The sequence below is a fragment of the Bacillus sp. PK6-025 genome (assembly GCF_056530265.1).
Genome location: NZ_CP096509.1, coordinates 3037242 through 3058294, shown reverse-complemented (window position 1 = coordinate 3058294; position 21053 = coordinate 3037242). Strand labels below are relative to the sequence as shown.

Sequence of the window (21053 nt, the reverse complement as noted above, 5' to 3'; positions counted from 1 at the left end):
TTATGCCCCCTCCACAAATTTGTATCCGACTCCCCAGACAGTTAGGATCCAGCGCGGCCGAGAGGGGGTTTCTTCAATTTTTTCCCTGATTCTCGCGACGAATACCCTTACTGTATGCGGATCACTATAATGCTCCCCCCATATAAATTGGATAATTTGATCGTGTGTAAATACTTGATGGGGATGTCTGCTAAGTAGAGATAATAAGTCAAATTCCTTTGAGGTGAGGGAAACTTTTCTTCCGTGTATATGTACTTCTCGGGATAAGTAATCAATTGTAAGGCCGTTGAATGAGTGTCCGGGTTTTTGCTGTCCGGAGCGCCGTCTCACTGCTTTGATTCTGGCTACAATCTCACCTGGTGTTGCCGTTTTTACAATATAATCATCACCCCCGACACTTAATCCCCTGATTTTATCGGTTGGATCCTCTTTGGCGCTTAAAAATAAGATAGGGACATCCTTTATGTCTCTCAGCTTCTTGCATATCGAAAAGCCTGATTCCCCCGGCATCATTACATCTAGCAAGATACAGTCGACCTCTTGTTTGTTGACAATGGAGAGGGCTTGTTCTCCATTAAATGCTGTTAGAACATTGTAATTCTCGATCTCCAGAAAGTCTTTCATCAGTTCAATAATTTCTGCATCATCATCGACGACTAAAATGGTTTCTTTCATTATCGCCATTCCTTTCTGTTTTGCTTCTGAATAACATTATGACGTTTTTTTGGTAATTGCGGAATATGTGTGAATAAATCTTGATATTTTATTGATATTTTATTAACGCCCTATTGAGTTTAGCTATTTAAAATGAAACTGAACTATAAAAAGAGGTGAAAAACATGAGAGCTTCAGTCCTGCAAACTAAAAAGTTATCAAAGTCATATGGAGAGGGAGCACATCAATTTTTTGCATTGAGAAATATTGATTTGGATATAAAAAAAGGTGAATTTACAGCCATTATGGGTCCTAGCGGCTCGGGAAAGTCTACGTTATTAAATATGCTGTCAGGGCTAGATAAACCAACTTCAGGAGAAGTCACACTAGACGGTATTCATTTATCTCATTGCAATGAGGCTCAAATTACACAACTCAGAAGAGATAATATCGGTTTTATTTTCCAAATGTTTAATTTGATTCCTGTTCTAACGGCGGAGGAGAATATAACGCTTCCTATACTCCTAGCTGGAAAGAAAGATAAATCGGTAAATAAAAAGGCAAATGATTTGCTGCAATTATTAGGGATTGGAAGACTCGCTTCTTCTTATCCGTCCCAGATGTCAGGGGGACAGCAGCAGCGGGTTGCAATTGCAAGAGCGCTTATTATGGAACCCAGTATCGTATTAGCAGATGAACCAACCGGAAGTCTTGATACAAAAACTGGTGATGCAATTTTGACAATTCTCCGCCACTTTTGCGATACGAAAAAACAATCGCTTATCATGGTGACGCATGATGCAAATGTGGCTTCACATGCACATCGGATTGTATTTATGAAGGACGGTGAATTGGCGGGAGATATTCAGCTTACTGCGACTCCTAAAGTAAATTTAAGCCATATCACTAAAAGATTAGAGGATGTATACGCATGAAATTAACTGCTCAATTGGCTTGGCGATTTTTGAAAGCAAGAAGAGCCAGGTCTATATTTGCTGTGATCGGTATTAGTCTTGGGGTTATGCTGCTCATTATTTCGCAAATCATGATGACAACTTTAGAACAATCAAACGAAAAATCTGTGTTGGAAAAATACGGAGATTTTGATTTGGTTTCAGGTTATAACGGATCAACCAAAAAATTGAGTGCGAAAGATTTGCAAAAGATAGAGGGATTTCCAGATGTAGATCAAATAACCCCGATGTTATTTCCGTATGCAAGTGAAGATATGCCGGCTGCTGTTGCATCTCAGCCTGTTTATATAGGCTTTAAACATCACCAATTGGCTATGGAGCACCCGCTGGTTTCCATCGGTAAAGGTGGATTTCCGAAAGCTCAGGAAGTGGTAATCCCTGCTCGATATGCAAAAGCTAAGGGCTTGGATATTGATTCTGAAATTAGTTTTCCTTTTCCTCCAGGGGACGACGTAAAGGTACGAGTATCTGGTATTTTAAATGAAAGCGAGCAATTAAATAATATCGTCATTTTTGATTATGATTGGCTCGCAGCACAAACTCATAATGAAAATAAAGCAACGGCAGTCATGCTGAAATTAAATCAATCAGCTGATAAACAAAAAGTAATAGAGGATTTAAAGGAACATTTTGCAGACATATCCATTGATCAACGAAAGGCGATGACGGCAGAGAAAGAACAACTGGGCGGGTTAAAACCGATTGTCAACGGTTTATCAATTACAGTCTTGTTAGGAAGCCTTTTAATCGTAGTCAGCACTTTGCAAATGTCGGTTCAAGAAAGACAAAAGGAATTAGCAACATTAAGACTTTTAGGCGGAAAGCCTGCCCAATTGTTTTATATGGTCATCTGGGAAGCTTTTCTGAAAGGGACTATGGCTGCATTAATAGGAACGGTTACAGGTACTGTACTATGTTATGCCCTGACAAATATTGCTGAACAATTTATAGGCTATTCCATCCAATCAATATCAATCCCGGCAAAAAGTATAATCATGTCGTTTTTTGGAAGCATTCTTTTGACTGTCTTAGCAGCAACAATACCAGCTTTATCGACTAGCAGGCTTTCTCCTATCGCTGCATACAGCCAAAAAATCAGTAAAAGTAAAGCGGAATCAAAAGGAACCATTATCGGCCTGTCCATGATTTTGCTATTGCTGGCAGCTATGACATTTGCAGTGCATAAAAGCGGAGGAAGCGGCAGCTTCAGTATTCTGTTAGGGGTATCATTTGTACTCATTATGTTTGTGATGACTCCTGCAGTATTGAGGATCATTGTAACGGCACTAACTTTTCTCTTAAGGCCGTTTTATCAAATGGAAAGTATGATTGCCGGAAGAAATGCTCTGAAAAGAATGAGAAGAAGTCAGCAAATTGCCAGGGTATTAACGTTAGCAGTCATTGTTGGATTCGTTGGATATATGATTTTGCAAGCTGTTGTCAGTCAAACAGAAAAAACAATATCAAAACAATATCCGCTTGATTATGTCATACAGGCTACAGAAGCCTCGTATGAACCAGGTTTCTCTTCTTCAATTATAAAACAAATTGATCATATGAACGGAGTTGAAACAATCCCGGTTCAAACAAGTATATTAACACATACTTTGGATTTAGATATAAAAAAAGTAGATTCAAACTGGAACGGGCAATTTATGACCGTAAACGGAAAAAAAGAAGTTTTAACGAGTGTGGGTGGCCTGGATTTGGAAAAAGTACGCAACACTGCCCCTTTTGAAATTGTGAAAGGCCGAATTGATCACCTTAAAGATGATGAGGCCGTGATTACGAAACAATTCTCTGAGGACATCGGGTTTCGAGTCGGAGATACAGTCACATTGGAACCAGATGAATTAAGTGAAGTTTCTGGCAAGAAGCCATTTACATTACGCATTGTCGGTGTGGTTGACGAAGTGCCTATTTTACCTGATGAAGATTTAAGATTCTTTACTAATGAGACTACGTTAAAAGAGTTATTTCATCTTCAAAAAACAGAACAAATATTTTTTAATATTAAGGACCAAAGTGAAAAAGGCCATATAAAGGCCAAAATTGAGAAACTGATGGAAAATCCCCAATATCAAGATGCTATTTTGTATGATAGAAAAGAAGAAATGGATAAATTTTATCAACAGTACAAACAGCGTATTGTATTATTGGGAAGCAGCGTGTTAATCATCACCTTAATTGCACTTGTTGGCTTAATGAATAGTATGGCAAGCAATTTAAGGGAAAGTAAAAAAGAGTTTGCGATGATGAGAGCCATAGGTGGAAAGCCGTGGCAAATCGTTCGACTCGCTTTATATGAAGGAATTGTTATTTCATTAGCTGGCTGTATAATGGGTTTAATTTCAAGCGTTATACTGGGGTATAATCTATTATCAGCTTTAGATGTAAAGAACCTCGAAATACCTTATGTGATAATTTTCATCATATTATTAATAAGTCCGTTACTGGGTATTCTATCTGCCCTTCCTTCTGCACTGTGGCTTTCAAAAAGTAACTTAGTAAAATCGGTGTTTGAAGATTAATTTTTAAGCATAACCGTTTCTAACGTGCTGGAAGAATGAAGCAGTGGATGTGTGATTTGCCGATATTCTCAACAGAAGGTTTAAGAATGTGTGTCTATTTGGGTTTTATTGTAAAAAGGCTGCTGAAAATCAACAGCAGCCTTTCGAGCATCATACCGGATCTTTCATATCCCATTTGACGGTCAATACAACTTTTCCGGCTCTTTTTTTCACTTGTTCATACGATTCGGCAATTTGTTCGTTCATCAGCTGGATTTGCTCGGCGATAAATCCGGCTTCTAGCTGAAAGCAGGGTTCCTTTTGATATTTGAGGCGGTTTGAGACCAGCGGGCCTTCGAGCTCAAACTCAAGCTCCTGTTTTTTTGAATGGGCGATCGTAAGCGTTCCCCAGCCTGCATCCAGAAAGAAAGCGGGAAGATCCTCCCTGGATTCAAGCGGGAACTTGCGGGCGAGCTTTTTTCCCGCCCAGTACATCATATCTGCGTAGTCTTGTCCCAGCATATCGGGAAGCAGCACTTCCCTGATCAACTCATAGCCATATGCGGAGACTTCCAGCTCTTTTAATTGCGCTAAGTTTGCTTCATATTTGTTCATATCCAATGTCTCCCCTCTTTTCTCCGTTTATTATAGCTTAAATGGGGTGAAAGATTACAGCGGGGACATGCAATTAGGAAGAAAAAAATCTGATATATTTATATTTTGATAAAATAAAATTTTCTAAAATATGATTAAATTTTAGAAAATTTCAATTTATGTACGCGTTTTCTTGACGCCTATTTCTCATAGGAGTAAAATGAAATTGTCATAAAAACTTAACAAAGTGCGATATTTGAAACAGGACGGGGGATAGGAGACCTTTCATTTTTACTGCACTTTTCAACTAGGGGGTAAAGCAATGGCCGGGAACAGAGAGTTTGTTTATCGAAGACTGCATTCTTTACTTGGCGTCATACCGGTAGGCATATTTTTAATCCAGCATTTGGTTGTCAACCATTTTGCGGCAAGCGGAGAGGAGGCGTTTAATAACGCCGCTCACTTTATGGAAAACCTGCCGTTCAGGTACGTCTTGGAAATCTTCGTGATTTTCCTTCCGCTGATTTATCATGCTGTTTATGGAGTATACATAGCTTTTACAGCGAAAAACAATGCGAACAGATTCGGCTTTTTTAGAAACTGGATGTTCGTTCTGCAGCGGATTACAGGAATCGTTACCTTGATTTTTGTCAGCTGGCACGTGTGGCAAACACGGATTGCCGCCCAAATGGGGGCAGAAGTAAACTTTGACATGATGGCTGATATTTTGAGCTCCCCGATCATGCTCGGCTTTTACATTGTAGGTGTCCTCTCAACAATCTTCCACTTTTCAAACGGTTTATGGTCGTTTGCTGTCACTTGGGGAATCACCGTTTCTCCTCGCTCACAGCGAATCGCCACGTTTGTGACAATGGGAGTCTTTGTTGTGTTGTCCTATGTAGGGCTGAGAGCGATTTTGGCATTTGTGTAAAAGAACTAGATTACTAGAGGGAGTGGGGCAGGCATGAGCAATTCAAGCATCATCGTTGTCGGCGGAGGACTTGCGGGTCTGATGGCGACCATTAAAGCTGCGGAAGCAGGAACAAATGTAAAACTATTTTCGATCGTTCCCGTTAAGCGCTCACATTCCGTATGTGCGCAGGGCGGAATCAACGGAGCGGTCAATACAAAAGGTGAAGGCGACTCCCCTTGGGAGCATTTTGACGATACCGTTTACGGAGGCGACTTTCTGGCCAACCAGCCGCCGGTCAAAGCGATGTGTGATGCGGCGCCGTCGATTATTCATTTGCTTGACCGCATGGGCGTCATGTTTAACAGAACACCTGAAGGGCTGCTTGACTTCCGGCGCTTCGGGGGAACTCAGCATCACAGAACGGCATATGCGGGGGCGACGACCGGACAGCAGCTCTTGTACGCGCTGGATGAGCAGGTTCGCCGCTTTGAAGTAGAAGGGCTTGTTTCGAAATATGAAGGCTGGGAGTTTCTCGGAGCCGTTCTTGATGATGACAATGCGTGCCGGGGCATCGTCGCCCAAAATCTGACGACGATGGAAATCGAGTCGTTCCGTTCAGACGCAGTCATCATGGCGACCGGGGGACCGGGCATCATCTTTGGAAAATCGACGAACTCGATGATCAATACCGGATCAGCCGCTTCGATCGTTTACCAGCAGGGCGCTTACTATGCGAACGGAGAATTCATCCAGATCCACCCGACCGCCATTCCGGGAGACGACAAGCTCCGTCTGATGAGCGAATCGGCGCGCGGTGAAGGCGGACGAGTCTGGACGTATAAAGACGGCAAGCCTTGGTATTTCCTCGAAGAGAAATATCCGGCATACGGAAACCTTGTGCCGCGGGATATTGCGACGCGTGAAATATTTGATGTATGCGTCAGACAAAAGCTCGGCATCAACGGCGAAAACATGGTATATCTCGATCTTTCCCACAAAGATCCGAAGGAATTGGACATCAAGTTGGGCGGAATCATTGAAATCTATGAAAAATTCATGGGTGACGATCCGCGCAAGCTGCCGATGAAGATTTTCCCTGCAGTCCACTACTCAATGGGCGGACTCTGGGTCGACTACAATCAGATGACCAACATTCCAGGACTGTTTGCCGCAGGGGAATGCGATTATTCAATGCACGGCGGAAACCGCCTGGGCGCGAACTCGCTCTTGTCAGCCATTTACGGCGGCATGGTGGCAGGTCCGAAAGCCGTTGAATATATTCAAGGTCTTGAAACATCCGCAGAAGATCTGTCTTCTTCCGTTTTCGACAGCTGCGTCAAAAAGGAAGAAGAAAAGTGGGCTGACATTATGAAAATGGACGGCAATGAAAATGCATATGTCCTTCATAAAGAGCTCGGCGAATGGATGACAGATAACGTGACGGTTGTGCGCCACAATGACAAGCTGCTGAAAACGGATGAAAAAATCCAAGAGCTTGCCGAGCGCTACCAAAACATCAATATCAACGATACGGCAAAATGGAGCAACCAGGGCGCCGTATTCACACGCCAGCTGCACAACATGCTGCAATTGGCACGGGTGATCACGCTCGGTGCATACAACCGGAATGAGAGCCGCGGCGCCCATTATAAACCGGATTTCCCTGAACGTAATGACGAGGAATGGCTGAAAACAACAATGGCGAAACATGCAGGCGATTTTGAAGCCCCGAAATTCCATTATGAGGATGTCGATGTTTCATTAATCGCACCGCGTAAACGGGATTACTCGAAGAAAAAGGTGGCGAAATCATGAGTGAAAATAAGACAATCAAGTTTATCATCACTCGTCAGGATACATCGGATTCTAGTCCTTACCAGGAAGAGTTTGAAATTCCATACCGTCCGAATATGAACGTCATTTCCGCTTTGATGGAAATCAGAAGGAACCCGGTAAATACGAAAGGGGAAAAAACGTCGCCGATTGCTTGGGATATGAACTGTCTCGAGGAAGTGTGCGGCGCTTGCTCGATGGTGATCAACGGCAAGCCGAGACAGTCCTGTACAGCCCTGATCGACCAGCTTGAGCAGCCGATCCGCCTTGAACCGATGAAAACATTCCCGGTTGTCCGCGACCTTCAAGTGGACCGGAGCCGCATGTTTGATTCATTGAAGAAAGTCAAAGCATGGGTACCGATCGACGGCACATATGACCTCGGACCGGGACCGAGAATGCCGGAAAGAAGACGGCAGTGGGCGTATGAGCTGTCAAAATGCATGACTTGCGGCGTATGTCTTGAAGCTTGTCCAAACGTGAACGATAAAACAAACTTTATGGGGCCTGCACCGCTCTCGCAAGTCCGCTTATTCAATAGCCATCCGACAGGAGCGATGAACAAATCGGAACGGCTTGAAGCGATTATGGGAGACGGCGGACTGGCCGAATGCGGAAATTCACAAAACTGCGTGCAGTCATGTCCGAAAGGCATCCCGCTCACAACCTCAATCGCTGCATTAAACAGGGATACAACCGTTCAGGCGTTTAAAAACTTCTTCGGAAGCGACAACACGGAATAACACGAAAAAACGCACCTCTTCAAGCCGAAGAGGTGTTTTTATGACCAAAGGGGATGAAAAACAATGAAGCTGCCGGGATATATTGAAGAACCGTTTGACACATGGTGTCAGTCATTTTCTTTTTTTGATGAAGTATCCGTCCGTTTTTCAGAAACGGACATGTTCGGTCATATGAACAATGTCACACCGTTTGTCTATTTCGAGGAAGCGAGGATTTCCTATTTCAAGCACCTGGGCGTCATGGACCGCCTTTCAGACGGGAAGAGCGCGTCCATTCCCGTCGTGGCGAGCCAGCAATGCGATTATTTTCAGCAGGTCATCCTTCATGAACATTTGAAAATCGGCGTCAAAACAGCATCTGTCGGCAACGCTTCCCTCACCCTCCACTATGCGGCGAAAAATGGGGAAGGTGACCTTTGCTTTACAGGGGTGGCGGTTATGGTGCAAATTGCGAAAGATACGGGTAAACCGGTGAAATGGACAGATGAACAAAAAGCAAAACTGCTTGGCAATCACTCATTTCCTGAGAAATAATTGAGAGGTAGAGGAAAATGAAAAAAGCGATGATCATCGGCGCGAGTTCCGGAATTGGCAAGGCGCTTGCCAAGCAGCTGTCAGCCGCAGGAGTTGAGGTCGGTCTTGCTGCAAGAAGGTATGAACTGCTAGCCGAATTGCGCGACGACCTCCCTGGACCTTCATACATTAAAAAGATCGATACAGCCGACAGCGAACGCTCGCCTATACTGTTGAAAGAACTGCTTGATGAGATGAATTGGGCAGATGCAGTCTTCATCTGTTCAGGTGTTGGATATTTGGAAAGCGAAATGGATTGGAGCAAAGAAAAGGAAACGATCGATGTCAATATGACAGGATTTGTGTCCTGCTCGAACGTGTTGATGGAGCATTTTATCAAAAATGGGAAAGGGCATTTAGTCGGCATTTCATCCATTGCCGCGCTGAGAGGAAACGGAGGGGCCGTCACCTACGCCGCTTCAAAAGCATTCGTTTCTAATTACTTAAAAGGGCTCCGTCAAAAAGTGAAAAAACTTGGGTATGATGAAATCGTGGTCACCGAAATTCAGCCGGGCTTTGTGGACACGGCTCTTGCAAAAGGTGATCACCTGTTTTGGACGGCTTCGCCCGAAAAAGCGGCTGCACAAATCATCAGTGCTGTGCAGAAAAAGAAAACGCACGCATATATTACGAAAAGATGGCGGCTGATCGCCTGGATTTTAAAATGTCTTCCTTAGAAGTTCAGCCCTGAAACGATGCCTGTGTCATGATCTGAAAAATAGGTGTTTGAGGGAACCCTTTTCTCCGTCAGAAACGTCACCGACCTTGCGTATGTTTCATATGATATCACGACTATATCGAAACCCATTCGTTTCAGATCAGCTCTCACCTTAGCAAGGAGGGTTACAATACTTGAAGGAGAAAGAGTTTCAATCAAAGCCGCTGCTAACAAAAAGAGAAAGAGAAGTGTTCGAATTGCTCGTTCAAGACAAGACAACAAAGGAAATCGCAAGCGAGCTCTTTATAAGTGAAAAGACTGTACGTAATCACATTTCCAATGCGATGCAAAAATTGGGAGTGAAAGGCCGTTCGCAAGCTGTTGTTGAACTTCTTCGAATGGGTGAGCTAGAGCTCTAAATTGAGCCGGTGTTCCTTCTTGTAACAAGAAGGGAACCGGTTATTTGTTTTGAGGTGCAATTTGTATATTCATGTTGAAGTCTTGCAATTTGTGTAGAAAAGAAGGAAAATAGACTCAAGTGTTTTGAAAACAAAACAACGAGTCGAGCGAGGTAGAGAAAATGAATTCGAATGCTTCTTTGAATCACATAGCGGATATTGAAAAATCACTCCGCCATATTGCGGGCATCATCAAACAAAAAGGAAGAGAAATTCTCACCCAATATACGATTACCCCTCCCCAGTTTGTCGGTCTTCAATGGCTGTATGAATACGGGGATATGACGATCGGCGAGTTATCACAAAAGATGTACCTGGCGTGCAGCACCACGACGGATTTAATTGACCGAATGGAGAAAAACAACCTCGTTGAACGGGTGAAAGATCCGTCCGACAGGCGCGTAGTCCGCATTCATCTTCTCTCGGAAGGAGAGCGGATCATCCAGGAGGTCATTCAAAAAAGGCAGGACTATTTGGAAGACATGTTAGAGGCGTTTTCCGAGGAAGAAACAGCCGCATTTGAAAAATTATTAATTAAACTTCAGCAGGAAATGAACAGAAAATGAGGCGATTTTGTTGGATCAACCGATAGGAGTCATCGATTCGGGAGTCGGCGGTTTAACCGTTGCAAAAGAAATCATGAGGCAGCTGCCGAAAGAAAAAATTATATATCTTGGAGATACGAAAAGGTGTCCGTACGGACCCCGGGACAGAAAAGAAGTCCTGTCATATACATGGGAAATGACAAATTATTTGTTATCCCGCCACCATATTAAAATGCTCGTGATCGCCTGCAATACAGCGACGGCCATCGCACTTGAAGAAATCAGCAGAGAAGTAGCGATCCCGGTCATCGGCGTTGTGCAGCCCGGAGCCAGAACCGCGATTAAAGTGACGGAGAACCAGCGGATCGGCGTGATCGGAACAGAAAACACGATCAAAAGCGGCGCATATGAAGAAGCGCTTCTTTCGCTGAACGGAGATTTAACGGTAGAAAATCTGGCTTGCCCGATGTTTGTCCCGTTTGTGGAAAGCGGTAAATTTTTGGATGAGACGGCTGATGAAATCGTCAGGTCGTCACTGCACCCGCTCAGGGATTCATCAATCGATACACTGATTCTCGGATGCACGCATTATCCGATTTTAAAAGAGCCGATTCAGCGCTATATGGGAGAGCGCGTCAACATCATTTCCTCCGGAGATGAAACGGCCAGGGAAGTCAGCACGATCTTGTCATACAACGGTTTATTAAGCAAAACGGGTGAACCGCCGGAACACTTGTTTTTAACAACCGGGGAGCGCGCCCGCTTCACAAAAATTGCAAATGATTGGTTTGGATACGAAGTGAAAAATGTGGAAAGCATTTCTCTTCAGGAAACCGCTATAAAATAAAGCTGCCGCACAAGCAAACGGCAGCTTTTTTCATGAGCCTTTTCTTTAAAAGAAAAGGTTTTTTGTATTCAGAGGGATTTTTTTAAAAAGCGGTCTAATTCAAAAACGGGCTCGTATACATAATAGTACAAACTGCCTTAGGAGGGAAAAGTATGCTGAAAAAAGGAATGAAAGGAATCGCGGTTTCGGTTACGGCCTCCGCGCTGCTTCTTTCCGGGTGCGGAATATTTCAGTCAGATCAAGCCTCAGAGGAGATAGATCCGCCGCAGGACATCACATATGTAAAAGAGGAGAAGGAGCAAGACAAAACAGACAAAACCAAAGATAAAACAGAAGACAAAGGCAGCAAAACGACAAGCGACGATAAAGCGGCTCAAACAAGCGATACGGTCATGAGAGAGCTTTATCTCATTGATAAGAACGGCTATGTGACAGCGCAGACGCTGCCGCTGCCAAAGCAGGAAGGTACGGCTAAACAAGCGCTTGAATACCTCGTTGAAGGCGGCCCTGTTTCAAACATCATGCCAAACGGATTCAGAGCCGTGCTGCCGGCGGATACAGCGGTCAATGTTGATATTAAAGAAGACGGAACAGCGATCGCTGACTTTTCAAATGAATTTAAAAACTATAAAGCTGAAGACGAGCAAAAAATCGTACAGGCGATTACATGGACGTTAACACAGTTTAACTCGATTGATAAAGTGAAGATCCGCATGAACGGCCATGATTTGAAAGAAATGCCTGTTAACGGCACGCCGATTTCAGAAGAACTCAGCCGCGAGGACGGCATCAACCTCGATACGGCGGGTGTGACCGATATAACAGCGACACAGCCGGTCACCATCTATTATTTGGCTGAATCGGACAAAGGCACATACTATGTTCCTGTAACGAAACGGACGTCTGCAAAAGAAAAAGACCAGGTGACGGCGGCGATTAAAGAGCTGACGGAAGGACCGGGCAATAAAAGCGGCCTGCTTTCCGATTTCCAGGGCGATGTCAAGCTTGAAAACGAGCCGAAGATTGAAGACGGCCATGTGACTCTCGACTTTAACGAAGCGATCTACGGGAGCGCCGACGGCGAGAAGAAAGTGATATCGGATGAAGTGTTAAATAGTATTGTGCTGACATTAACCGAACTGCCTGATGTGAAAAGTGTGTCGGTTACTGTGAACGGAAAATCCGAGCTCGTCAATGAAAAAGGAGAAAAGCTTTCCAAGCCGGTTTCAAGACCGAGCAAGGTGAACACAGGTAGTTTTTAAGCAGAGATTTTTGATATACTATAAAAAAAGAGGTAAGCGATTAAAGCTGCCTCTTTCTTTATTCAGCTTTTTGGAAGAGCAGAATGATTGTGAAAGGTTTATGTACATACAATCGGAGGTAAAAAATGAGATACGATGGAAGAGAAAACAATGAACTGCGCCCTGTCACAATGGACCTCGACTTCATTACGCATCCCGAGGGATCGGTCCTGATCACAGTCGGCGGGACAAAGGTGATATGCAACGCGTCTGTGGAAGACCGCGTACCGCCCTTTTTGAGAGGAGAAGGGAAGGGCTGGATCACCGCGGAATACAGCATGCTGCCGCGGGCCACGAACCAAAGGACGATCAGAGAATCGTCAAAAGGGAAAATCTCCGGGCGGACGATGGAAATTCAACGGCTGATCGGACGAGCTTTGCGGGCGGTCGTTGATTTGGAAAAGCTCGGTGAGCGGACGATCTGGATCGACTGCGACGTCATTCAGGCTGACGGAGGCACAAGAACCGCGTCGATCACCGGAGCATTTACAGCCATGGCGCTTGCCGTCGGAAGACTTGTCGAAAAAGGCACGCTGAAGGCGATGCCGATCACTGACTTTTTGGCTGCCACTTCAGTGGGAATCGATAAGGAAAAAGGATTAATCCTTGATTTGAACTACCAGGAAGATTCTGCGGCAGAGGTGGATATGAACGTCGTCATGACAGGCGAAGGCCGCTTTGTCGAACTTCAGGGAACAGGAGAGGAAGCGACATTCTCAAGAAGTGAATTGGACGGGCTTTTAGAACTGGCTGAAAAAGGGATCGCCGAACTCATCGAAAAGCAGAAAGAAGTGCTCGGCGACGTTGCATCAGCCATTCAACAATAACATGAGAAAGGCTTGATACACGATGAAAGAAGTCATCATTGCCACGAAAAACGAAGGAAAAGTCAGGGAATTCAAAGCGATGCTCGAACCGAGAGGCTACGATGTCAAATCTCTACTGGACATCGGCTATACGCCCGAAATCGAAGAAACCGGGCAGACGTTTGAAGAAAACGCGGTGATTAAAGCGGAAACGATTTCGAAAGAAACCGGCAAAATCGTAATTGCCGATGACTCAGGCCTGTCTGTCGACTACCTCGGCGGCAGCCCCGGCGTATACTCGGCCCGCTATGCAGGAGAAGAGAAAAACGATCTCGCCAACCTGAAAAAGCTATTGAAAGAGCTTGAAGGGGTGGAAAAAGAAGACCGCTCCGCGAGGTTCAGATGCGCGCTCGCATTATGCATTCCAGGACAGGAAACGAAAACGGTCGAAGGTTCTGTGGAAGGATACATTACCGAAGAACCGCGCGGCACAAACGGCTTCGGCTACGACCCGGTTTTTCTCGTCAAAGACAAAGATCAAACGATGGCCGAGCTCTCAAGCGGCGAAAAGAACAAAATCAGCCACAGAGCGGAAGCACTGAAAAAACTGTCCGCTCTATTGGACCAAGCGTAAAAGGAGGAGGGCCGATCATGAAGGTTCTGATTGTCAGCGACAGCCACGGCCTTGAAGACGAACTGGAAATGATCGCTGAGCGGCACGGGAAGGAAACAGATCTCATCATCCATTGCGGAGATTCCGAATTGGATCCTTCCCATCCCGCGCTTTCCTCTTACTTAACGGTAAAAGGAAACTGCGATTTTTACGGGGAGTTTAAAGACGAAGTTGTCGTTCCCGTCGGATCAAAAAAGCTTTTTTTCACACACGGGCATTTATACGGCATTAAACAGTCGCTTTTAAATGTATACTACCGCGCTGAAGAACTCGGCGCCGATATCATCTGTTTCGGCCATTCCCACATCGCGGGAAGCGAACTGATGGACGGAAAACTGCTGATCAACCCCGGCAGCATCCGCCTTCCGCGGGTGCGGAAAGAAAAAACTTATGCTATACTGAACATTGACAAAGACAATGCAACGGTCCGCTTTTACGACTTGGACGGCCGGGAAGTCGAAAGCCTGACGAACCATATCCAACTGCCAGCACATTCATGAGGAAGAATTTTTTTCTTCCTCGTGAAGAAAAAAATTCTAAAAAGTTGTTGACTTTATGTCCCGATCCACATATAATAAATCTTGTCGCTGATAGTTAAAGCGAAACAAAACAACATCATGTCCCAGTAGCTCAGCAGGATAGAGCAACGGCCTTCTAAGCCGTCGGTCGGGAGTTCGAATCTCTCCTGGGACGTCTCTGGAAAAAGCCTCAAACTTCTTGGTATACAAGGGTTTGAGGCTTTTTTATTTTGCCAGAAACTTTGTTCTATTTTAGGAGCGGATTTATAGGAAATAACAGGAGATGATATTAAAAAAAAACAAATATTGACGATAATATTTAGTGACATTAAATCGTTAGGAGAGAGAGAGTTGAAAAAGAAAATATTTTTGCTTTTGATCATTTTAGTTGCCTCCGTTTTCCCTGGTAATGTACGGGTAGAGGCAGAACAAGCATCTACAACGAAAGAGTGGATACCACAAGCTTATCTTCCAGATAAAATAACTGCTGCTGCTGTAGCAGCAGTAGACAGAAAAATTTATGTAATCGGTGGTACAAGCAGTGGGAGATCTATAAATACCACTTATGTTTATGATCAAGATAGTAAGAAATGGACTGAGAAAGCAAGCATACCTTTAACGGTGTCTGCAGCCTCTGTAGCTGTAGTTGGGAAGAAAATTTATGTAATTGGAGGAACCTCAGGTAGTACTTATCGAAAGTCAGTTCAGATATATGATACACAAAATGATACATGGGAAAAAGGAATAGATATACCTACAGAAAGGTTAATTTTTTCCACTGCCTCTGTTGTAGACAATAGAATCTATGTAATGGGTGGAAACAATGCTGAAAGTTTATCTGCGAATTATTGTTATGATACAGAGACTAAAACTTGGACAAAGAAAAAAGACTTGCCCATTCCTTCGTCAGGGGCAACATCCCAGACAATTGATGGGAAAATTTATTTGATAGGTGGTGCGGATACAAGTATTGTTACACAACCAAAAATAAATGATTCTATTTATGAATACGATCCTAAGAGAGACATATGGTTAAAAAAACAAAATCTAATTATAGGAACACAATATCTTACTTCAACAGTTTTAAATGGGAAAATTTACATTATGGGAGGAAAAACAAACAAAAACGAGCCAACTACCAAAGTTCAGGTGTACAACCCTAAAGACGATTCAATATCAGATTTTCAACCTTTTAAAATTCCTAGATTAGCAGCGGGGGCAGCTACAATAGGAGAAAATCTTTATATAATTGGTGGACAATCAACAACGAATAATATAGTAATACAAGAAAATGGAATATACAACTCTGTACAAATGTATTCTGTTGAAACTCTTGATGATTCTACAGGAAATGGAGAAGATCCACAAACATCAGATGAACCGACTCAAGACATAAAAGGTAAACGAGCAATTCTAGTTGTAACTATGGTATCTGGTCTCGAAAAAGAGTTTGATCTATCGATGGAAGAGGTTAATGATTTTATTTCGTGGTACGATCAGAAAGCTGCTGGTACAGGCCCTGCGAGGTATGTAATTGATAAGCATGAAAATAACATAGGACCGTTTGATAACAGGAAAGACCATGTTATCTTTGGTAATATTCTTACGTTTGAAGTAAATGAGTATTCATCTAAAAAAGCTGAATAAAAACTGATGAAAATCTCTTTTTAATGAAGCTGTCCAAAAAAGTATCAGTCGTATAAAGATGAAGCCCTTTACCTGCCCGTAGAGGCTAACTACTAAGACCAACTGCATCATGAAATTTTATAAAAGGTGTCTCCTTTTTTGAATTATTATAGGGGAAATCGGAAATCGATGTTCCTTCTGTCCATGGGGCCATCGGCCTTCCGTCGGTCGGGAGTTCGAATCTCTCCTAAGACGTCACTGAAAATAAGCCTCAAACTTCTTGGTATACAAGGGTTTGAGGCTTTTGATATTGTAAAGCAACAACACCCTAAAAATTTCCTTTCATCATTTCGAACAAAATGAAAAAGATAAAGGGTGTGATCAATTTTAAGGAGGATGTTGTCATGACAAAACAACAGCAAAACCAGCAGCAAAAACAAAAGCAACAAAAACAAAAGCATGAGCAGCTGCTCGGAGTGAACATCACGGATACCGAACTTGCTCAGGAATTCGGAAATATCCAGCAGCAGCTTGCCCAGCTGGAGCAAACTGTTAATCAAATGGGGTCACAGCAGCAGGGCCAAAGCGGCCAGCAGAGCTCTCAATTGAGCCAGGGAATCAATCAGCTGAAGCAGCAAATTCAGCAATTCAGCTCCCAATCTCAGCAGCAAATGCAGCAGACGGATCAGCAAATTCAGCAAAGCATTCAGCAGGCTGTTCAGCAGCTGAATCAGGCTCTTCAAGGAATCCAGACAAACCAGGCCATGAACCAAATGAGCCAGGCACTTCAGCAGGCGCAGCAATCATTTAACCAGCAAGGACAGCAAGGTCAACAGGGTCAGCAAAACCAACAAAACCAGCAGCACAATCAAAATTTCCAGCAGCCCCTCCAATAAAAAAGCTTAAAAGAGCCGTTTAGCACGGCTCTTTTTTATATCGGTCATTCCGCGTTTTGATCCTTTTCGTCATGGGTTGGATGCGCCCCGGGGTACTGTCGCGGCATTCCTTGGTGGAGGTTGCGGAATTCATATGTGAAATTGCTGTAGTACTGCTGACCTTCCTTCCATGGCGTGTTTTTGTTTTCAACAGGCTTGTCTTTGCCCTGGGCAGCTCCATACGCTCCTTCAGGAAATTCTTCTGCCGTTAAAAAGTTTCTTTGTGTTTCAACGTTTGACAGTTCTTTTTTGTCGTCCATCAGATCACCCCTGTTTTAGTTTTATTGTTGCCATGAAAAAGAAGAGCTATGTGTTTTCGTTTTGTGCAGTAGGATTCATTTTAAGAACGGGAGAAGATGCTCATTTTCTGCCGAGAGTACAACGGGCAAATGCGCCGATCGCAACGAAAAGCACAGAAAAAACCTTTCGGATGTTATGGTATTTTATGGTTTATTGGTTCTTTTCTCCTCAGCATTTAAGAACGGTTCTTCTATCTTAATACCCGTCTATTCTCGCTTTTTGTTATACATCTCAATTCAGCAATGGTTTAATCTGTTTTTCAGATTGATGTAAATGGGGCATTGGTTGTAAAATTTACCATGTAGAAAATCTTACAACGTTCGTTCTGCTTTTATTTTAGAAAGGGAGCTGAAGAAAGATGCATACGCTAGAAAAAATGGAGCAAACAAATGTTCAGATGGCGAGAGATTATGTGACAAAAGCATACGAGACAGTGCGGCAGCGAAATCTTCACGAAAGCGAATTTCTTCAAGCTGTAAAAGAAATTTTCGATTCCCTCGTCCCTGTATTGGCAAGACATCCAAAGTATATCGAACACCGCATTCTTGAAAGGATTGCAGAGCCTGAACGGATGATCACCTTCAGGGTGCCGTGGGTCGATGATGAAGGCAATATCCAGGTTAACAGGGGATACCGGGTTCAATTTAACAGCGCAATCGGTCCGTATAAAGGCGGCATCCGTTTTCATCCTTCTGTAAATGCGAGCATTATTAAATTTTTGGGCTTCGAACAAATTTTTAAAAATTCTTTGACCGGCCAGCCGATCGGCGGCGGAAAAGGCGGGGCTGATTTTGATCCGAAGGGCAAGTCTGACAGGGAGATCATGAGTTTTACGCAAAGCTTCATGAATGAACTGTACAGACATATCGGACCGGACACGGATATCCCTGCCGGTGATATTGGTGTCGGAGCTAGGGAAGTCGGGTTTATGTTCGGACAGTATAAAAAGATTCGGGGCCGCTATGATGCAGGTGTGTTAACAGGCAAAGGCCTTGAATACGGGGGCAGTTTGACGAGGAAAGAAGCGACAGGGTACGGTCTGGTTTATTTCGTAGAAGAAATGCTGAAGGATCAGGGGCTGCGTTTTGAAAACAGCACCGTTGTCGTCTCCGGTTCAGGCAATGTCGCGCTGTATGCGATGGAAAAAGCCGCTCAATTCGGCGGAAAAGTAGTGGCCTGCAGTGATTCTGACGGCTATGTCTATGACGAAAAAGGCATCAGCCTTGAGACGGTGAAGCGGCTTAAAGAAAGCGGGAACGGAAGGATTCGCGAGTATGTCAGCGAGCATCCGGAAGCACACTATTTCGAAGGATGCTCCGGCATTTGGTCTATTCCGTGCGATATCGCGCTTCCGTGCGCGACCCAGAACGAAATTGACGAAGAGGCGGCCGGAGTGCTCATTTCAAATGGGGTCAAAGCTGTCGGAGAAGGGGCGAATATGCCGTCTGAAGAGGGCGCCGTCAAACGCTTTTTGGATGCGGGGGTTCTTTTCGGGCCGGCTAAGGCTGCAAATGCCGGCGGTGTGGCCGTTTCAGCGCTCGAAATGGCGCAGAACAGCGCACGGCTCCACTGGACGGCGGAAGAAACGGATGAGAAGCTCAGAACGATCATGACCGATATTTACAAGAGAAGCGTTGAAGCGGCTTCAGAATACGGACGTCCCGGCAATCTGCTTGACGGCTGCAATATAGCCGGATTTATTAAAGTGGCGGATGCGATGATCGCTCAGGGAGTCGTTTAACCGTAAAAAGAGAGAGCAAAATGCTCTCTCTTTTTTGTGCTTTGTTAATCTTCTCTGAATCCACCGGTAAAGCCGTGCACAGCGGGAACGGAAATTCCCGGATAGCTGATGCTGAATCCGAGAGTCGGAGTGGTGAACACTCCGCCGTACGGATAATAGGTATAGGGCCCGTGTGCTGAAGGATTATAGACATAAGTAGTCGGATAACCGAAGTATCCCGGGTATTGGCGCACGCGGGGATCAGAGTATGGAGGAAAGGTGCGGTACATCATATTCACCCGTTTCTATTTGGATTAACAGCAGTTTATGTAAAAAATCGTAAAATGGAGTCTGTACACAAATGTAGTAAAAAATCTAACCTTCCGGGATGAAATTTTAAAAAGTTGTCAGTCATAAAATCTAACAAAACTGTATAAAACACCAGTTTTTTTATGTAATCTTTATAGATTGCATAAAAAATTTCAAATTGTTTTTCAATTTTGCATTTCCTTTTATATCAATCATGTAAGCGTATACAAGTAGATTGATTAATCGAAATTGTCTAATAATTTTAAAAAATACGGTTGACACTGCATGTAAAGGGGCGTAATATGAGTTCAAACAAAAGAACAAATCACTTGAAAACTTTTCATCTTTCCCGGGAATGACAGCGGGAAAACGGGTTCCCGCATCATCGATTTTTAACCGTTTAAAGCGTTCATTTACAACAGAAAGGTGTGCTAGAGGGATGGGGGACCAGAAAGACCAGTGGATCTTCCTAAACGACAAACTCGTTAAAAAAGAAGACGCTAAAATATCAGTCTATGATCACGGATTTTTATACGGGGACGGCGTGTTTGAAGGGATCAGGGTATACGACGGCAACATCTTCAGAATGAAAGAGCACATGGACCGCCTCTACGATTCTGCGAGATCGATCATGCTGGAGATTCCATACCAGCAGGAAGAACTGACACAGCACGTTCTCAAAACAGTCGAAAAAAACGGGCTTAAAGACGCTTACATCCGCTTGGTCGTTTCAAGAGGAGCAGGTGACCTCGGACTCGATCCAAACAATTGTTCACACCCGAGTGTCATTATAATTGTCGAACCATTGGCAATATTCCCGAAACACTTATATGAAACGGGAATTGACATCGTTACGGTTCCGACAAGAAGAAACAGACCTGATGTGCTGAGCCCTAAAGTGAAATCGCTGAACTATTTAAACAATATTCTTGTCCGGATCGAGGCGCACATGGCGGGCGTGACAGAAGCGCTCATGCTCAATGATCAAGGCTATGTCGCCGAAGGTTCTGCGGATAACGTATTTATTTATAAAAGCGGAAAGCTTTTGACGCCTCCGGGCTATATCGGAGCGCTTGAAGGAATCACTCGGAATGCCATTATCGAAATAGCGCAGGAGCTCGGCTATGAAGTGAAGGAGGAGCCGTTTACCCGCCATGACGTATACACAGCCGACGAAGTGTTTTTAACCGGAACGGCTGCAGAAGTCATCGCGGTCGTTAAAGTTGACGGCCGCAAGATCGGGGACGGCAAACCGGGAGTCCACACAAACCGGATGCTTGAAAAGTTCCGCGAGCGCGTCGTCCGTGAAGGGATAAAAGTCAGCCTCGAAGATCAAAGCTTAAGTGTCAGTTGAATAAAGACAAACGTTGAAGAGGATAAGTAACAGCGGAAACGCCGCCTGCAGAGAGCCGGGATTGCTGGAAACCGGTGACGGCCTCCGCTTGTGAACTCCCCTCTGAGTGTCAGCCTGAACGACTTCCAAGTTTAGTAAGGCTGGCCGGGTGAACGTCACGAAGGTTCACTCGTTATTAAACCGGATAAGCGATTATCCATAAGGCGGCT

At 44.2% G+C, this 21053-nt stretch carries 22 protein-coding genes, 1 tRNA gene and 1 other annotated feature (1 of these 24 only partly in view); of the genes, 19 read left to right on the top strand and 4 right to left on the bottom strand.

Going from position 1 to position 21053, the window contains the following annotated elements; genetic code table 11:
* Positions 1-675, bottom strand: coding sequence for a response regulator transcription factor (locus M1D67_RS15670; protein WP_105980114.1), 675 nt, complete (start codon positions 673-675; stop codon positions 1-3).
* A gap of 164 nt (positions 676-839) precedes the next feature.
* Here M1D67_RS15670 and M1D67_RS15665 point away from each other — a divergent pair, with 164 nt between their 5' ends.
* Positions 840-1589 carry an ABC transporter ATP-binding protein gene (locus tag M1D67_RS15665; RefSeq protein ID WP_144498758.1) on the top strand — a complete coding sequence of 250 codons (750 nt, stop codon included), beginning with the start codon at positions 840-842 and terminating at the stop codon, positions 1587-1589.
* A complete protein-coding gene (locus M1D67_RS15660; protein WP_479831380.1) occupies positions 1586-4159 on the top strand; it encodes an FtsX-like permease family protein in 2574 nt (857 codons plus the stop codon). Before M1D67_RS15665 ends, M1D67_RS15660 begins: the two co-directional genes overlap by 4 nt.
* Positions 4160-4309: 150 nt before the next feature.
* Here M1D67_RS15660 and M1D67_RS15655 read toward each other — a convergent pair whose 3' ends face one another.
* Complete coding sequence (locus M1D67_RS15655) at positions 4310-4753, bottom strand: YslB family protein (RefSeq protein WP_144498754.1); 444 nt, start codon at positions 4751-4753, stop codon at positions 4310-4312.
* A 301-nt stretch (positions 4754-5054) separates the two neighbouring features.
* On the opposite strand from M1D67_RS15655, the gene M1D67_RS15650 reads away from it, so the two are divergent.
* The 15 genes from M1D67_RS15650 (at position 5055) to M1D67_RS15580 (ending at position 17122) form a co-directional block, all read left to right on the top strand.
* Complete coding sequence (locus tag M1D67_RS15650; RefSeq protein ID WP_023855447.1) at positions 5055-5663, top strand: succinate dehydrogenase cytochrome b558 subunit; 609 nt, start codon at positions 5055-5057, stop codon at positions 5661-5663.
* Positions 5664-5696: 33 nt separating this feature from the next.
* Positions 5697-7460, top strand: a complete 1764-nt coding sequence (gene sdhA, locus M1D67_RS15645) for a succinate dehydrogenase flavoprotein subunit (protein ID WP_020452492.1) — start codon at positions 5697-5699, stop codon at positions 7458-7460.
* Positions 7457-8221 (top strand): succinate dehydrogenase iron-sulfur subunit, encoded by a 765-nt coding sequence (gene sdhB, locus M1D67_RS15640; RefSeq protein WP_020452491.1) that lies wholly within the window; start codon positions 7457-7459, stop codon positions 8219-8221. Before sdhA ends, sdhB begins: the two co-directional genes overlap by 4 nt.
* 63 nt (positions 8222-8284) lie before the next feature.
* On the top strand, positions 8285-8755 hold the full coding sequence (locus M1D67_RS15635) for an acyl-CoA thioesterase (protein WP_026579117.1): 471 nt from the start codon (positions 8285-8287) through the stop codon (positions 8753-8755).
* A 17-nt stretch (positions 8756-8772) separates the two neighbouring features.
* Complete coding sequence (locus tag M1D67_RS15630) at positions 8773-9471, top strand: SDR family NAD(P)-dependent oxidoreductase (RefSeq protein ID WP_105980124.1); 699 nt, start codon at positions 8773-8775, stop codon at positions 9469-9471.
* 175 nt (positions 9472-9646) lie between these two features.
* Positions 9647-9871: a spore germination transcription factor GerE gene (gene gerE / locus M1D67_RS15625; RefSeq protein ID WP_003184172.1), complete on the top strand. Its 225-nt coding sequence runs from the start codon at positions 9647-9649 to the stop codon at positions 9869-9871.
* Between the two features lie 161 nt (positions 9872-10032).
* Positions 10033-10476: a MarR family winged helix-turn-helix transcriptional regulator gene (locus tag M1D67_RS15620; RefSeq protein ID WP_003184148.1), complete on the top strand. Its 444-nt coding sequence runs from the start codon at positions 10033-10035 to the stop codon at positions 10474-10476.
* 7 nt (positions 10477-10483) lie between these two features.
* Positions 10484-11302 carry a glutamate racemase gene (gene racE / locus M1D67_RS15615; protein WP_020452488.1) on the top strand — a complete coding sequence of 273 codons (819 nt, stop codon included), beginning with the start codon at positions 10484-10486 and terminating at the stop codon, positions 11300-11302.
* 152 nt (positions 11303-11454) lie between these two features.
* A complete protein-coding gene (locus M1D67_RS15610; RefSeq protein WP_479831379.1) occupies positions 11455-12564 on the top strand; it encodes a GerMN domain-containing protein in 1110 nt (369 codons plus the stop codon).
* Between the two features lie 125 nt (positions 12565-12689).
* Positions 12690-13430, top strand: a complete 741-nt coding sequence (gene rph / locus M1D67_RS15605) for a ribonuclease PH (RefSeq protein ID WP_020452486.1) — start codon at positions 12690-12692, stop codon at positions 13428-13430.
* A 22-nt stretch (positions 13431-13452) separates the two neighbouring features.
* Positions 13453-14043: an XTP/dITP diphosphatase gene (locus tag M1D67_RS15600; RefSeq protein ID WP_020452485.1), complete on the top strand. Its 591-nt coding sequence runs from the start codon at positions 13453-13455 to the stop codon at positions 14041-14043.
* 17 nt (positions 14044-14060) lie between these two features.
* On the top strand, positions 14061-14582 hold the full coding sequence (locus M1D67_RS15595) for a YfcE family phosphodiesterase (protein WP_479831378.1): 522 nt from the start codon (positions 14061-14063) through the stop codon (positions 14580-14582).
* Between the two features lie 119 nt (positions 14583-14701).
* Positions 14702-14775 (top strand) — tRNA-Arg (locus tag M1D67_RS15590).
* 176 nt (positions 14776-14951) lie between these two features.
* Positions 14952-16247, top strand: coding sequence for a Kelch repeat-containing protein (locus M1D67_RS15585; protein ID WP_145654322.1), 1296 nt, complete (start codon positions 14952-14954; stop codon positions 16245-16247).
* 383 nt (positions 16248-16630) lie between these two features.
* Positions 16631-17122 carry a hypothetical protein gene (locus M1D67_RS15580; protein ID WP_031304790.1) on the top strand — a complete coding sequence of 164 codons (492 nt, stop codon included), beginning with the start codon at positions 16631-16633 and terminating at the stop codon, positions 17120-17122.
* A gap of 44 nt (positions 17123-17166) precedes the next feature.
* Here the strand turns inward: M1D67_RS15580 and M1D67_RS15575 are convergent, their stop codons facing one another.
* Positions 17167-17421 (bottom strand): hypothetical protein, encoded by a 255-nt coding sequence (locus tag M1D67_RS15575; RefSeq protein ID WP_479831377.1) that lies wholly within the window; start codon positions 17419-17421, stop codon positions 17167-17169.
* Between the two features lie 398 nt (positions 17422-17819).
* Here M1D67_RS15575 and gdhA point away from each other — a divergent pair, with 398 nt between their 5' ends.
* The gene (gene gdhA / locus M1D67_RS15570; RefSeq protein WP_448156405.1) at positions 17820-19202 is read left to right on the top strand and encodes an NADP-specific glutamate dehydrogenase; all 1383 of its coding nucleotides are present in this window, start codon (positions 17820-17822) and stop codon (positions 19200-19202) included.
* Positions 19203-19246: 44 nt separating this feature from the next.
* Here gdhA and M1D67_RS15565 read toward each other — a convergent pair whose 3' ends face one another.
* Positions 19247-19471: a hypothetical protein gene (locus tag M1D67_RS15565; RefSeq protein ID WP_081691800.1), complete on the bottom strand. Its 225-nt coding sequence runs from the start codon at positions 19469-19471 to the stop codon at positions 19247-19249.
* Positions 19472-19929: 458 nt separating this feature from the next.
* On the opposite strand from M1D67_RS15565, the gene ilvE reads away from it, so the two are divergent.
* Complete coding sequence (gene ilvE, locus M1D67_RS15560) at positions 19930-20844, top strand: branched-chain-amino-acid transaminase (RefSeq protein ID WP_023855438.1); 915 nt, start codon at positions 19930-19932, stop codon at positions 20842-20844.
* Positions 20845-20848: 4 nt separating this feature from the next.
* Positions 20849-21053, top strand: a binding site (T-box leader); it runs 57 nt beyond the window's last position.

Excerpts from the sequence above, each read along its gene's own strand:
- M1D67_RS15630 (WP_105980124.1), top strand. The coding sequence starts at position 8,773 with ATGAAAAAAGCGATGATCATCGGCGCGAGTTCCGGAATTGGCAAGGCG.
- M1D67_RS15595 (WP_479831378.1), top strand. The coding sequence starts at position 14,061 with ATGAAGGTTCTGATTGTCAGCGACAGCCACGGCCTTGAAGACGAACTG.
- M1D67_RS15660 (WP_479831380.1), top strand. The coding sequence starts at position 1,586 with ATGAAATTAACTGCTCAATTGGCTTGGCGATTTTTGAAAGCAAGAAGA.
- M1D67_RS15635 (WP_026579117.1), top strand. The coding sequence starts at position 8,285 with ATGAAGCTGCCGGGATATATTGAAGAACCGTTTGACACATGGTGTCAG.
- M1D67_RS15650 (WP_023855447.1), top strand. The coding sequence starts at position 5,055 with ATGGCCGGGAACAGAGAGTTTGTTTATCGAAGACTGCATTCTTTACTT.
- sdhB (WP_020452491.1), top strand. The coding sequence starts at position 7,457 with ATGAGTGAAAATAAGACAATCAAGTTTATCATCACTCGTCAGGATACA.
- gdhA (WP_448156405.1), top strand. The coding sequence starts at position 17,820 with ATGCATACGCTAGAAAAAATGGAGCAAACAAATGTTCAGATGGCGAGA.
- rph (WP_020452486.1), top strand. The coding sequence starts at position 12,690 with ATGAGATACGATGGAAGAGAAAACAATGAACTGCGCCCTGTCACAATG.
- M1D67_RS15655 (WP_144498754.1), bottom strand. The coding sequence starts at position 4,753 with ATGAACAAATATGAAGCAAACTTAGCGCAATTAAAAGAGCTGGAAGTC.
- M1D67_RS15600 (WP_020452485.1), top strand. The coding sequence starts at position 13,453 with ATGAAAGAAGTCATCATTGCCACGAAAAACGAAGGAAAAGTCAGGGAA.
- M1D67_RS15670 (WP_105980114.1), bottom strand. The coding sequence starts at position 675 with ATGAAAGAAACCATTTTAGTCGTCGATGATGATGCAGAAATTATTGAA.
- M1D67_RS15620 (WP_003184148.1), top strand. The coding sequence starts at position 10,033 with ATGAATTCGAATGCTTCTTTGAATCACATAGCGGATATTGAAAAATCA.
- ilvE (WP_023855438.1), top strand. The coding sequence starts at position 19,930 with ATGGGGGACCAGAAAGACCAGTGGATCTTCCTAAACGACAAACTCGTT.
- M1D67_RS15580 (WP_031304790.1), top strand. The coding sequence starts at position 16,631 with ATGACAAAACAACAGCAAAACCAGCAGCAAAAACAAAAGCAACAAAAA.
- sdhA (WP_020452492.1), top strand. The coding sequence starts at position 5,697 with ATGAGCAATTCAAGCATCATCGTTGTCGGCGGAGGACTTGCGGGTCTG.
- M1D67_RS15575 (WP_479831377.1), bottom strand. The coding sequence starts at position 17,421 with ATGGACGACAAAAAAGAACTGTCAAACGTTGAAACACAAAGAAACTTT.
- M1D67_RS15565 (WP_081691800.1), bottom strand. The coding sequence starts at position 19,471 with ATGTACCGCACCTTTCCTCCATACTCTGATCCCCGCGTGCGCCAATAC.
- M1D67_RS15610 (WP_479831379.1), top strand. The coding sequence starts at position 11,455 with ATGCTGAAAAAAGGAATGAAAGGAATCGCGGTTTCGGTTACGGCCTCC.
- M1D67_RS15665 (WP_144498758.1), top strand. The coding sequence starts at position 840 with ATGAGAGCTTCAGTCCTGCAAACTAAAAAGTTATCAAAGTCATATGGA.